We start from the raw sequence: 13264 nt of genomic DNA on the forward strand, positions 1-13264 counted from the left end.
GGTATGGCAGACAAGGCGTCGCAATCCGGCCCCGAAGAGGCGATCCGCGCCTACAAGACGATCCTGTCGCAGGTGATCGACCAGCGCCCGTCCGGCATGCGCCAGCGCCTCGCTGATGCGCTGGGCAAGCATCGCAGCTTCGTCACGCAGATTTCCAGCCCGGCCTATTCGACGCCGATCCCGTCGAAGCATTTGCCGGCTATCTTCTCCGTCTGCCATTTCAGCCCGGCCGAACGCGATCATTTCCTTGAGGCCTACCATCGGGCGCATCCGGGAAAGATGTCGCTGGCCGCAGGCTTGCGCAAGACACGCCATGTCTCGCTGATCGTTCCCGATTTCGGCGACGACAAGCAGAACGCGGCGCTCGACCGGGCGGTCAACGATTTCATCCAGAAGATCACCAGCATCGCCGGCAAGGGCAGCTGACGCTGGGCTATTTCGGGAGGACGGCCATGAAGAAATTTTTGAATTCGGTCGATACGGTGCTGACCGAGAGCCTCGACGGCTTCGTTGCCGCGCATGCCGATATCCTGGCGCTTGGCGAGGAACACAAATTTGTCCGCCGCAAGCTGCTCACACCGGGCAAGGTGGCGCTGATCTCCGGCGGTGGCTCGGGTCACGAGCCGCTACATGGCGGGTTCGTCGGGCACGGCATGCTGGATGCGGCCTGCCCCGGCCAGGTATTCACCTCGCCAACGCCTGACCAGATGATGGCGGCGGCCGAAGTCGTCAATACGGGCGCCGGCTGCCTGTTCATCGTCAAGAACTACGAGGGCGACGTGATGAATTTCGACATGGCCGCTGAAATGTCGGAAGGCGTGATGCAAATCGTGACCAATGACGACGTTGCGGTCGAAAAATCGTCCTACACCACCGGCCGGCGCGGCGTCGCCGGCACGCTGGTGGTCGAGAAAATCGTCGGCGCGGCGGCCGAACAAGGCATGGCACTGGAGCCGTTGAAGGCGCTCGGCGAGCGCGTCAACGGCGCGACGCGCTCGATGGGCGTGGCGCTGACCAGTTGCACCGTGCCGGCGGCGGGCAAGCCGACCTTCGATATCGGCGACGGCGAGATGGAGTTCGGGGTCGGCATCCACGGCGAGCCTGGGAGGCGGCGCGACACATTGAAAAGCGCCGATGCTATCGCCGAGGAGATCTGTACCGCAATCCTGGGTGACCTGGGCGACGGTGCCAGAGGCCAGGCGCTACTCTTCGTCAACGGCTTTGGCGGCACACCGTTGATGGAGCTTTATCTGATGTACAACAGCGCCCGCAAAATCTTCGAGAAGCACGGCGTGACGGTGATCCGGTCGCTGGTCGGGTCCTATGTGACCTCGCTCGATATGGCCGGCTGTTCGATCACGCTGAGCATGCTCGACGACGAGGCGGCTGTTTGGTGGGATGCACCGGTACATACGGCCGCGCTGCGCTGGGGCATGTAGCGGCGGAGAATGCCCCAGAAATAGTCGGTGACAAGACCGGTATCGGCAACGCCGCGCATCGCCAGACAGGTTGCCCTCCTCACCCTGCGTAAGATAAAGAATCTGCGGGTTTGGGGAGTTCGAGCATGCGTTACAATTGGGATCGGGCGCCGACGGGTTTCGAGCGCCATGGAAAGGTGCTGGCAGCCGCCTTGCTGATCGTCGGCGGGGTCGGACTTATGCTCGCTGCCCTCCCGCTTTAGGGACAACAAACTCGGGTAGCGGACTACGTCTCAGCGCGTTGCCTCAGTGCGCCTGGCCAGTCACGGCGATGAAACGGCGGTCGCGCCCTTCAAATCCCTGGCTGAAGCGCTGCACGAGCACCGCAAGCACGCCCGGTTTTCCATCCGGGGTGAATGCGTAAGATTCCGACAGGCTGTAGGAAGTCGGGCAATTCCTCGAACCGGGCACCGCCTTGTCCTCATGCAGCAGCTTGATCGGCTTGCCGTCCTGACCCTGCAGCGTCAGGCGAAAGCCGAGCGCCTTGCCGGTCGTTTCGCCTTGCAGCGTCGCGTCGAAACTCGCTGAACAATCCGCCGTGCTGTCGGCACGGATCTGCTCGAGCTGGATGGTGCCAAGCTCGTCATAGGCCGGCGAAAGCCATTTTTGCGAAACCTGCTCGAGGCGCGCAATGTCATTGTAGGCGACCATGTCGTCGGGAAAGGTGAACCTGTCCAAGGCAGTCCGCTCGCCGCGCGGCGCGATGGCATATTTGGCCAGCAAGGGCGCCGCCAGTTCGGCGGCCTGTGCCCTCGCCTGCGCAAGCGTCAATGTCGAATCCTCCGTCTCGTCGGCGATGACGATCGGCTTGCCGCCGACGAACTCATCGGTCCGCGTGTCGATGATGTCGATCTCCGACCAGCCCGAATCCGAAGCACCGGCATCGAGCGTGCCGTACTGTTCGAAGGCGAAGTAGTTGCCGTCTGGCGAAAAGCCGATGACGCGCCGAGCCGCCGCGTCGCCTGCCTGAGCAGCTGAAGCGAGCACCACCGCCAGCGTCGCAACCGCGGCAAACCCAAGCTCATATCGCAATTTCATCGCGCCCTGCCCCTAGTGCCGAAAATTCGAACGATACCGGCCCCCAGACCACCATGACCCGCACTTGCGGCCAAGTTAGAACGACGGCAAACGAAACGCACAAATACATGGTTACACAAACCAGCATACGCTATTTCAAGGACAGCAAACATTCCTGGGGAGGAAGCTGGATGGCGTCACGCTACCACGAGGTCTATGACGACTGGAAACGCGACTCGGAAAAATTCTGGGCCGATGCCGCGGGCGAAATCGACTGGTTCTCGCCCTTTGAGACGGTGTTCGACGCCAATGCCGGCGTCTATGGCAGGTGGTTCATTGGTGCCTCGTGCAACACCTGCTTCAATGCCGTCGATCGTCATGTGGCGGGCGGCCGTGCCGACCAGATCGCGTTGATCCATGACAGCGCGATTTCCGGCACAATCAGGAAGTTCACCTATACCGAGTTGAAGCGCGAGGTAATCGCGCTGACCTCGGTGCTCAAGAATCGTGGCATCCAAAAAGGCGATCGCGTCATCATCTACATGCCGATGGTGCCGGAAGCAGCCTTCGCCATGCTTGCCTGTGCGCGGATCGGCGCCGTGCATTCGGTGGTCTTCGGCGGCTTTGCCTCGCATGAGCTCGCCACCCGCATCGACGACGCCAAGCCGAAGCTGATCATCTCCGCTTCCTGCGGCCTGGAGCCAGGGCGCGTGGTTGCCTATAAGCCGCTGCTCGACAAGGCGATCGAGATGTCGCGGCACAAGCCGGAAAGCTGCCTTATCCTGCAGCGCGACCAACTGCGCTGCGAACTCAGGGAAAACCACGATATCGACTATGCCGACGCCGTGGCGCGGGAGCGGGCCGCGGGTGCCAATGTCGACTGTGTTCCGGTGCTTGCCACCGATCCGCTCTACATCATCTACACGTCGGGCACGACCGGCCAGCCGAAGGGAATCGTGCGTGACAATGGCGGCCATATGGTCGCGCTGAAATGGTCGATGGAAAACGAGTTCGGCGTCAAACCGGGCGAAGTGTTCTGGGCGGCTTCCGATGTCGGCTGGGTGGTCGGCCATTCCTATATCGTCTACGGCCCGCTGCTGCATGGCTGCACAACGATCCTGTTCGAGGGCAAGCCGGTCGGCACGCCCGATGCCGGCACCTATTGGCGTGTGATCGCCGAGCATGGCGTCGTCGCGCTGTTCACCGCGCCAACCGCCTTTCGCGCCATCAAAGGACAGGACCCGAAGGGCGAATTCGTCCCGAAATACGACCTGTCCAAATTCCGGACGCTGTTCCTCGCCGGCGAGCGCGCCGATCCCGAAACCATCAAATGGGCGGAGCAGAAATTGACCTTGCCGGTGATCGACCATTGGTGGCAGACCGAGACCGGCTCGCCGATGACCATCAACCCCGCCGGACTGGGCCTGTTGCCGGTCAAATACGGCTCGCCCGGCGTGCCGATGCCCGGTTATGACATCCGCGTGCTCGACGATGCCGGGCATGAGGTCAAGCGTGGTACGCTTGGCAACGTCGTGGTGAGATTGCCGTTGCCCCCCGGCTGCCTGCCGACGCTGTGGAATGCCGACGAGCGGTTTCGCCAAGCCTATCTCGACGAGTTCCCCGGCTTCTACAAAACCGCGGATGCCGGCATGATGGACGAGGACGGCTATCTCTATGTCATGGCTCGCACCGACGACATCATCAATGTCGCCGGCCACCGGCTATCGACCGGCGCCATGGAGGAGATTCTGGCCGCGCATCCCGACGTCGCCGAATGCGCCGTCGTCGGTATTGCCGATGCTATGAAAGGCCAGGTTCCACTCGGCTTCGTCGTGCTGAATGCCGGCGTCGACCGCGACGCCGGCATCATTGAAAACGAGGTTGTCACCCTAGTGCGCGAACGGATCGGCCCGGTCGCTGCCTTCAAGACGGTGGTGACGATCAAGCGCCTGCCGAAGACGCGCTCCGGCAAGATCCTGCGCGGCACCATGCAGAAGATCGCCGACAAGGAGGAATGGGCCATGCCGGCAACGATCGACGACCCGGCCATCCTCGACGAGATCACCGCCGCGCTGAACCGCCGCGGCATCGGCCTGTAATGGGCGCCGAAGCCGAGTTGCGTCCGAAGCTCCGGTATGGAACGACCGGCGCCGGACGTGGTATCCACGCGCGGTGTCGTCATGTTGTTTCGGAATCGAGACGCACCCACAGCCATGCGAGACGCCATACGTGACCCTGTTCCAGCGATCGAGAAAGCCCCAGGCCGCGGCACGCCAGCGGCTGGAGATCGATATGCGGGGCGCAGTCGTCTATGCGATCGGCGACGTGCATGGCTGCTACAAGGAACTCCGCGCCCTGGAGCAGAAGATCGTGCTCGATTCGGCGCCCTTCGAAGGGCGCAAGCTCATAATCATGCTTGGCGACTACGTCGATCGTGGACCCCAGTCGGCGCGTGTGCTCGATCATCTGCTGGCGCCACCGCTCCGTGATTTCCAGCGCATCTGCCTTGCCGGCAACCACGAAGTCGTGATGCTGAACTACGTCGACGGGATCATTTCGAGAGAGTCGTGGCTGGCGATAGGCGGCCTGCAAACGCTGTTTTCCTACGGCGTCGACCCGTCGCGCATGGCCGATCTCTATGGGTCAAGCGAGGAGGTCGACAAGCGCATTCGGGAAGTCATTCCAGCCGACCACATTAGCTTCATGCGCGCGCTGCCGGTCATGGTCTGTTCGGCGAAATTCGTGTTCGTCCATGCCGGCATCAGGCCCGGCATCGACCTCGCCGCGCAGGACGAGGACGACCTGCTGAATATCCGTTCGGACTTCTTCGACGCTGCGCATCTTCTCGACCGCTATGTCGTGCACGGACATACGCCGGTCGACACTCCGAAGCTCGAGGGACGCCGGCTTGGCATAGACACCGGCGCCTTCCAAACCGGCCAGCTGACCGCCCTCAGGATCGTCGACAACCGCGCCAGGTTGATATTTTCCTGAGCGCGATGTCGTCGCTCAGGCGGCTGCCTTGGTGCGCGCTTCCGATTTTTCCAGATAGTAGCTCGAATATTTGTCGAAGAATTTTTCCGAGCCGCCGATCGCGCCATATTTGGCCAGCTTCTTCAGTTCGACCTTGTTCAGCACCGCGCCAATGATCTTCTTGGCGATGTAGGGCTCCGAGCTGAGCATGGATTGCACCATCGCACGCGGCGTGCGTCCCCATTCGGTGACCAGCACGAAGCCGTCGACAAGCGGAGCGAAGGCCTTGGCGTCGACGACAGGCCCGAGCGGCGGCAGATCGACGATGATGTATTCGAAGGTTTCCTTGGCGTTATCGATGAAACGCCGCATGCCGGCTGAAGACAGAAGCTCGCTGGTATGCGAAAACTGGCCACGCAGGACGGCCGGGATGATAGCCAGCTTGGTCTGCCGGTCGATCTTGCCGACCGACTGCCATGTCTGCCCGCTCACCACAGCTTCCATCAGGCCCTGCTCGGCCTCCATACCGAGGCTGCGGCTGAGGCCGGGATTGCGCAGGTCGCCGTCGATCAGCAGCGTTTTCGATCCGTTGACGGCAAGCAGCCCGGCAAGATTGGCCGCCACCGTCGACTTGCCCTCGCCGGGAAGCACCGAGACCACGCCGATGACCCGACTGCCCTGGCCTTCCATGACGACATCGAAGGCGATCTTGGCGTTGCGCAGCGTCTCGGAGAACATCGATGCCGGGGCATCGACGGTTACCCGCATCCGCGCACGTTTTTCGGCTGCCGACAATGTTTTGGAGGGCTGGGACTTGGAGGACTTGGCGGTCTTGGATTCAACGACTTTGACGTCAGGCTGACCGCCATTGCGCTGGTCATCCTTGCCAGCCTTGCCGATGACCGGCAGGTAGCCGAGGAATTTGAGGCCGACCCGGTCGCGCACATCCTCGCCGGTCCTGAAGAAGCGTTCCCTGAATTCATTCAGGCCACCAACCCCTGCCCCCAGCATCATGCCAAGCGCCAGCGAAAGCCCCAGCACGATGGCTGTGCGGGGGGTTGCGGCCGACTGCGGCATCGTCGCGTCCGAGATGACCCGGATCTTGCCGACCGGGAAGGATTGCTGCTGGGCGGCCTCCTCATAGCGGTTCAGGAACGTCTGGTAGAGCGTCGACAGCGCCGTCGCCTTTTGGTCCAGCTCACGCAGCTTGACCTGCGACTGGTTGTCGATGGAGCTCTTGCCAGCCGCCAAGGCGACATTTGCGCGGAGCGCGGTTTCGCGCGCCAGAGCGACCTCGTATTCGTTGCGGTAGCTTTCGGTCAGTTGCTTCAGCTCGCCGAAAATCTGCGCCGATATGTCGGCCTTCTCCTTGGCGAGCGCGACGGCCTGCGGATGTTGCGGGCCGAAATTGGCTTCGACATCCTGCTGTCGCTTGGATACGGTGAGATAGCGGTTCTTCAGCGTCGTGATGACCGAGCTGCTCGGCTGGTCGTTCGATATCGCAGCGTCCTTGAACGCGTTGTCCGAGCCGCTTTCGACGATCGACTTGTACTGCTGATAGCGGGCGCCGGCACGTGCTGTATCGGCCTGCGCGACGATCAACTGGGTGTTGAGATCGGACAATTGCTTGTCGCTGATCAGCTGGCCGTCATTGACGGCCAATCCGTGTTCGGCCCTGAACTTTTCGACCGCCAGTGCAGCCGCCTGGGAGCTCTCACGAAGCTCGGTCAGCCTGCCTTGCAGCCAGACCGCCGCCCGCTCGGTCGCGTCGAAGCTGGCATCGAGTTGATCGGCTAGATAGGCATCGGCATAGGCCTTGGTGATGGCGGTCGCAAGCGCCGGATCCGTCGCCTGGAAGGAGATGCTGATGACAAAGCTCCGGCCGATCCGCTCGGCATCGAGTTGGGTCTGCAGTTTGAAGATTGCGTAGTCACGGGGCGATGAGGATGCGGTGATCGCGTCACGCGTCGCAGCATCAAGCTGAGTGACATCGGTTGTGCTAGCGGCGCGCTTGGGGCGGACAGACTGGACGATACCGCGCACAAAGCCAGCAACCTTCGACAGGGCCGACGTCGGAGGGTTCATGAAAGCGTCGTTCTGATCGAGCTTCAGCTTGTCGACGACCACCCCAGCCAGCCTGGCCGACTGTAGTATTTCGATCTGGCTCAGAACGGCGGAGTCGGTCTGCATGCTGACCGACGCCGCCGAAATGTCGTCGACGACCTTGTTCAATCCTTCGTCGATCAGCACGCTGCTCGTCGCCACATAGGTAGGAGGCGTCGTCTGCAAATAGAGCACGCCGAGAAAGAGACCGATGACGGCGCAGGCGGCAACCACTTTCGCCTGCCGCGCGGCCATGCCAAGCAGGCGCTCGATGTCGATGAAGTCTTCGGCGTTTGCCGCATTAGAAGCCGGCAATGGCGTCCTCTTGTCGACAGGAAAATTGGCATAGTTCATCTTCGGTCCAATTCTAGTTTGCAGGCGCTACCGCCTCGAAGGTCGGGACATAGGGTGCAAACCTTGCGCCGGACACAGTGCGCGTTACGCGCGGCGCAACGGCCTGTCCTGCGTCATCAGCCGCACCCACAATGCCTCGAAAAAATGGACATTATGCGGCTTCTTCCCGACGCTGATGCGACCGGACGAATTCCTGCAGCATCTCGAAGATCGGGCCCTTCATGTCCTCCCGCGCCAGCGCGAAAGCGATATTGGCCTGGATGAAACCCTCCTTCGAACCGCAGTCGAACATGCGGCCGTCGAAAGGCTGGGCGAAGAAGGCCTGGGTCTGTGCGAGACGCACCATTGCGTCGGTCAGCTGGATCTCGTTTCCGGCGCCGCGTTGCTGGCTGGCAAGCAACGAGAATATCTCGGGCTGCAGGATGTAGCGGCCGTTGATGTAGAAGTTCGACGGCGCGTTGGCAGGAGCCGGCTTTTCGACCATGGCCGTCACCTCGAAGCCCGTGCCGACATCCGCGCCGCGCCCGACAATGCCGTATTTGCTGGTCTCGGTCGGGTCGCAACGCTCGACGGCAATAACGTTTGCGCCAGTCTGCGCATAAAGATCGGCGACTTCGGCGAGACAGCCGCGCCCGCCAAAGGATACCATGTCCGGCAACAGCAACGCGAAGGGCTCGTCACCGATGACTTCGCGCGCGCACCAGACGGCATGGCCGAGGCCTTGCGGCGACTGCTGGCGGATGAAGCTCGTCGCGCCGGCGACGGGAAGCAGGCTTTCAAGCGATTCGAGTTGCGCCTTCTTGCCGCTCTGCTCCAGGGTTCCGATCAGTTCAGGATGCAGGTCGAAATAGTCCTCGATCACCGCCTTGTTGCGGCCGGTGACGAAGACGATGTGCTCGATGCCGGCCTCGAACGCCTCGTCAACCGCATATTGCACGACAGGCCTGTCGACCACCGGCAGCATTTCCTTCGGCATGGACTTGGTCGCCGGCAGGAACCGCGTTCCGAGCCCCGCCACCGGTATGACTGCCTTCCTGACTTTTTTCATTGCATGTTCCTTCTGAGGAGATCGATTTCAACCCTGTCGCAGGCGGCGAAACTGTCTTCATTCACCTGCAGCCTTCACCTCCCCGCCACCACGGCAAACTGTGCCGCTACCCTTCGCAGCCGGACGGCGATCGGCATGCTCATATGCCGAACCGCCGCCGGATCGCTGAGCGCCGTCCATATCGCCTTGAGCGGGGACCGCGCCTTGATGTGCTGGACCAGCGACAGGAATGATGCCGCCCGGCGCAGGCTGCGAGCGCGCCTGGCGAACGCCGCCTCGGCCGCAGCATCCATGGAATGGGTCGCGGCGAAGGTGGCATCGGCCCTGCGCATCGCCTCGACGTGATGAAGTTCGAGCACCCGGGAGATGGAACCGGTGCGAATGTGGTAGATATAGCCCGTCGTCGGCTCGACGACGCATTTGCCGCCTTTAGCCAGAGCACTGGCCAGGAGGATATAGTCTTCGCCAATGATCAGGCTTTCATCGTAACGAAGCCCGTTCTCGTTCAGGAACCGGCGCTGGAAGATCGGCTTGAGGTAGCCGAGATTGAACCTCGATTCGAAGAGGACGTTACCGCCGATGAAATCCGCCAGCGAGATTGAACCGAGGCCTTCCAGATAGTCGGCCGGGAACATCGTCTCTTCGGCAACGCCATCCTCGCGAACGACCTGCAGATTATCGACCGCGATCTCGGCGCCCGCTTTCTCCGCGCGCTCGATCATGGTGCAGATTCGCCCGGGATAGACCGCGTCGTCCGAATCTAGGACCGCGACCCACCTGCCGCGGGCAAGCTCAAGGCCGGCATTCCTGGCGCCGCCGGGGCCACGGTTTTGCTCAAGCGCGACAACGCGTACGATGTCTTCGGGGTAGGATCTCGCCAGGTCGAGCGTCCGGTCGCGCGACTTGTCGTCGACGACGATGACCTCGACGCTGATATTGCGCTGGGCGACGGCGCTGGCAATCGCCCGATCGATGGTCGCCTCGGCATTGTAGGCGGCAATCACGAAGCTCACGTCAGGCTGCACGCTTGCCCCCTTGCTGCGGCGAAGACAGGCCGTATTGGCGGATTTCACGAACCCCGACGAGGCCGCTGACGACGCCGACATGCATAATGCCGCGAAGCACGCTGCGGTTCCGACGTACGGGGTCGATGGCGACCGGAATTGCCGACAGGAAACTGTAGGCGGCCTTTGCCGCGGCAATGCCGACCTGCTTGAGCCGGGCAAGGCCGTGTGCGTTGCGCCCCAGAAGATGACCATGCGTCTGCCCAACGCGGAACCGGCGGCGGCCGAGCCAGTCGAATGCCGCCCTGGCAGGTGGCACCGCTTCGTCGACCCAAGCCTCCGGCGAAAAGGCGATGCGGCCGCCGGCCTTGACCATCTGGTCGAAGAATTCCGTATCTTCGCCGCCGGTCTGGCCACGTGCCAGGCTGAAGCGCCGGCCGCGCAGGCTCTCAGCGCCAATCCTGAGCAGGACGTTGCAGGTGTAGCCGGTGCGGATTTCGCCGCTCACCCAGACCGGCAAGGTCGAGTGGAAATCGCCTTTGCGCATCCAGGCGGGCGCATCCGGCAGGTAACGGGCTTGCACCGGCCCAAGCACCGTCGCAGCACCTGTTGCTTCCGCCGTCGCCACCAGTTCGGCAAGCCAGCCAGCGGTGGCCGTCTCGTCATCGTCGATAAAGGCGACGAAATCCGCCGCACTGGCATCGAGGCAAGCGTTGCGCGCTATCGAGATGTTGCGGGCCGGGGCGTGCCGGTAGGTCATTGGCAGCTTCAACTCCGCAGCCAGCGTCGTCACCATCTGTTCGGCCGTCGGCGTATCGTCGTTGTCCGCGATGATAACACCGACGTCGAATCCCGCGGGCATATCCATGGCCGCTATGGAGCGAAGCGTGTCGGCAAGCTCCGGCCGGCGAAATGTGCAGACGCAGATATCGATGCTTCGATTTTTCCTGACCGGGTCCATCACGCTACCCCGCGCTGCGGTCGCGGTGCGAGCAGTTGCAGCCAGAAACCGACCGACCAGCCGAAATGCATGACCATTGCCGAGACGCCGGCAAGGGCAATGTCGGCTTTGCGCTGGCTGAGAGCGGTCCAAAAGCCGTAGCCGAGGCAGACTGACGCCCATAGCAAAAGCGGCACGGCCGCCAGCCAGTGGACGAAGGAAAAGGCGGCGAGAAGAACCACGGGGAACACTAGAAGCGGCACCATCTGCCGGATCTTCGGGATCATGCGGTGCTTGAGAACGTTCTTCGCCCGGCCACGGCCATAGCCGAGATACTGAAAATAGAGGCCCTTCAGCGAGGAACGCGGGTAGTAGACCATTTGCGTCTTGCCGGTCATCCAGATGCGGTAACCGGCCTGGCGGAGCCGATAGTCGAGTTCGGCATCCTCATTGTGGCTGAACGTTTCGTCATAGCCGCCGACCGCGGTGAAGGCCGATATCCGTATCAGTGCGTGGTGGCCATGATCGACCCATTCTCCCGCCGAAAGATGCCGGTGCTTGGAGCCGCCGGTGCCGAGCCTGGAGTTCTGCGCCGCTGCCGCTGCTTTCTGAACCATGCCGCTGCCACTGGTCAGCATCGAGACGACGACCGAATCCGCACCGGTGGCCTGCGCTTCTTCGACCAGCCGGTCGCAATAATCCGCAGGATAGCCGCCATGCGCGTCGATGCGAATGAGATAGTCGACGCCTTCCCCGAACCTGGCGACGGCGAGATTGATTGCCGCGCTCTGCAAGCGCTTTTCATTGTGCAGCAGGATCACCCGCTGATCTTTTGCGGCGATGTCCGCGACGATCGTCCTGGTGCCGTCCGTGCTGCCGCCATCGGCAACGATGATCACGGCGCCCAGCCTCTCGGCCGCAGGGCGGAGCTCTCGAAGCAACGCGCCGATATGGGCCGCTTCGTTCAGGCACGGAACCACGATCGTGCAGGATGGAATTTCGGTTTGCGTCATCGGCAGTCCTTCTATGCCAATGCTTCGGCAGCATATGGACCGGGAGCCGCAGTCAGCCCGCGGAGCTTTTCGACGAGCGCCCGACAATCGGCGCGGTCGTAGCTCCAGGTGCGCGGATTGCGGGCGAGAACACGCGCCCTCAATGTCCCGAACCGATGCTGCTCCATCGTGCCGACGGCGACTTCGAGCGCCTCGGGCGTGGCTTCTGGCAAAAGAACCCCTATGCCTTGCCGGTCGAGGAACCGGCCGGTTTCGGTGGCTCCCATCGAAATCGGCACGGCTCCGAAGCGGCAGCCCTCATAGAGCCGGTTGGGCAGCAGCCATTCGGAGTTCAGGCCCTGCTCAAAAAAGTCGATGGCCCAGGAAAAGTGGACCTCGCGGTAGATCGCCGCCATATCCTCGGGATTGCGGTAGGGCCCGCCAAACGAGAGCCAGGGTTCCGATTCGACGAAACCGTGGAAATCGGGAAATTCGGACAGCGCCGGGCGGCCCCTGAGGACGATTTCAAAGCGACCGTCGAGGCGGCGCGAAAATTCGGCCAGAAGCTCCAGGGAACGGCGGCAGCGGAGCGCCCCGAACCAGCCGATCCGCCAAGGCGGCGCTACGGGGTTCTCCGGCGCCGCGCGGTCATCCAGCGAGGCCGCGGCTGGCTCGAAATACTTGTTTTCGAGCAGTTCGACTGGGGCGGCAATCTGCCCGAACGGCTTGAAATAGTTGGCGATGAAGGCCGGAGAGCTGGTCACCAGAAGCTTCACATCCCTAGCCAGGAAGCGTTCTGCGCCGCGCATCGCCCATCCCAGCGGATCGTCGCGAAGCAGCAGGCGATGGATATCCAGGCACTCGTAGACGATCGGCACCGTTGCCTGGAAAGCCGATCTGGCGCGGCGGGCAAGCGCCAGCATTTCCAGATTGCGCGCGACAATGAGGTCGGGCCGTGGCATTGAGCCCAGCTTCGAGCCGGTCGAGACAACTGCCTTCATGATCGCGGCCAGACGTTGGGCGAATCGGCCATCACGAGTCGGGCCGAGATCGATCGGCTGCAAGCCCTCGACATCAGCAACTGCGCTTGCCGTACGACGAAAGCCCGCCAGCGTAACCTGGGCGCCGCCTGCCTTGAGCATTATGATCCGCCGGCGCACTGCCGGGTCGGAGACGTCGTGTACCAAGTACAAGACATGCAGCATGAAAACTCGACCGCTGTTGGCCCGCCCGCGACAATGCTAGTACAGCTCTTGCTGCATCGCAACATTTTTGGTTGCAGCGTAGCAAAGATCCCCGTTTTTTGTTGCACTGCAAAATCGATGGGTTAATCTCGCTCTGCTTGGGCCACATGG

11 protein-coding genes are annotated in these 13264 nt (G+C 62.4%); 4 read left to right on the forward strand and 7 right to left on the reverse strand.

Going from position 1 to position 13264, the window contains the following annotated elements:
• Nucleotides 1-3 precede the first annotated feature (3 nt).
• Both NKI41_RS03465 and dhaK read left to right on the forward strand, forming a co-directional pair.
• Nucleotides 4-426 (forward strand): hypothetical protein, encoded by a 423-nt coding sequence (locus NKI41_RS03465; RefSeq protein WP_023676327.1) that lies wholly within the window; start codon nucleotides 4-6, stop codon nucleotides 424-426.
• A 26-nt stretch (nucleotides 427-452) separates the two neighbouring features.
• Nucleotides 453-1439 (forward strand): dihydroxyacetone kinase subunit DhaK, encoded by a 987-nt coding sequence (gene dhaK / locus NKI41_RS03470; RefSeq protein ID WP_352681425.1) that lies wholly within the window; start codon nucleotides 453-455, stop codon nucleotides 1437-1439.
• 285 nt (nucleotides 1440-1724) lie between these two features.
• Here dhaK and NKI41_RS03475 read toward each other — a convergent pair whose 3' ends face one another.
• Nucleotides 1725-2516, reverse strand: a complete 792-nt coding sequence (locus NKI41_RS03475; RefSeq protein WP_352454688.1) for a DUF2259 domain-containing protein — start codon at nucleotides 2514-2516, stop codon at nucleotides 1725-1727.
• A gap of 170 nt (nucleotides 2517-2686) precedes the next feature.
• Here NKI41_RS03475 and NKI41_RS03480 point away from each other — a divergent pair, with 170 nt between their 5' ends.
• Together NKI41_RS03480 and NKI41_RS03485 are read left to right on the forward strand one after the other, a co-directional pair.
• Nucleotides 2687-4594 (forward strand): propionyl-CoA synthetase, encoded by a 1908-nt coding sequence (locus NKI41_RS03480; RefSeq protein ID WP_352681427.1) that lies wholly within the window; start codon nucleotides 2687-2689, stop codon nucleotides 4592-4594.
• Nucleotides 4595-4787: 193 nt separating this feature from the next.
• Nucleotides 4788-5489: a metallophosphoesterase family protein gene (locus NKI41_RS03485; RefSeq protein WP_352469933.1), complete on the forward strand. Its 702-nt coding sequence runs from the start codon at nucleotides 4788-4790 to the stop codon at nucleotides 5487-5489.
• 15 nt (nucleotides 5490-5504) lie between these two features.
• On the opposite strand, the gene NKI41_RS03490 is transcribed toward NKI41_RS03485, so the two are convergent.
• The 6 genes from NKI41_RS03490 to NKI41_RS03515 form a co-directional block, all read right to left on the reverse strand.
• Entirely contained in the window at nucleotides 5505-7925 is a 2421-nt protein-coding gene (locus NKI41_RS03490; RefSeq protein WP_352469932.1) for a polysaccharide biosynthesis tyrosine autokinase, read from the reverse strand.
• A 151-nt stretch (nucleotides 7926-8076) separates the two neighbouring features.
• Nucleotides 8077-8973 carry a UTP--glucose-1-phosphate uridylyltransferase gene (locus NKI41_RS03495; protein WP_352681429.1) on the reverse strand — a complete coding sequence of 299 codons (897 nt, stop codon included), beginning with the start codon at nucleotides 8971-8973 and terminating at the stop codon, nucleotides 8077-8079.
• Between the two features lie 74 nt (nucleotides 8974-9047).
• Nucleotides 9048-9998: a glycosyltransferase family 2 protein gene (locus NKI41_RS03500; protein WP_352681431.1), complete on the reverse strand. Its 951-nt coding sequence runs from the start codon at nucleotides 9996-9998 to the stop codon at nucleotides 9048-9050.
• Nucleotides 9988-10938 (reverse strand): glycosyltransferase family 2 protein, encoded by a 951-nt coding sequence (locus NKI41_RS03505; protein ID WP_352681433.1) that lies wholly within the window; start codon nucleotides 10936-10938, stop codon nucleotides 9988-9990. The genes NKI41_RS03500 and NKI41_RS03505 overlap by 11 nt, the downstream gene beginning before the upstream one ends.
• Nucleotides 10938-11930: a glycosyltransferase family 2 protein gene (locus NKI41_RS03510; protein ID WP_352469928.1), complete on the reverse strand. Its 993-nt coding sequence runs from the start codon at nucleotides 11928-11930 to the stop codon at nucleotides 10938-10940. The genes NKI41_RS03505 and NKI41_RS03510 overlap by 1 nt, the downstream gene beginning before the upstream one ends.
• An 11-nt stretch (nucleotides 11931-11941) precedes the next feature.
• The gene (locus NKI41_RS03515) at nucleotides 11942-13114 is read right to left on the reverse strand and encodes a glycosyltransferase family protein (protein WP_352540408.1); all 1173 of its coding nucleotides are present in this window, start codon (nucleotides 13112-13114) and stop codon (nucleotides 11942-11944) included.
• Nucleotides 13115-13264 lie beyond the last annotated feature (150 nt).

This window comes from Mesorhizobium sp. M0601, assembly GCF_040320845.1.
In the GTDB taxonomy this organism is placed as follows: domain Bacteria; phylum Pseudomonadota; class Alphaproteobacteria; order Rhizobiales; family Rhizobiaceae; genus Mesorhizobium.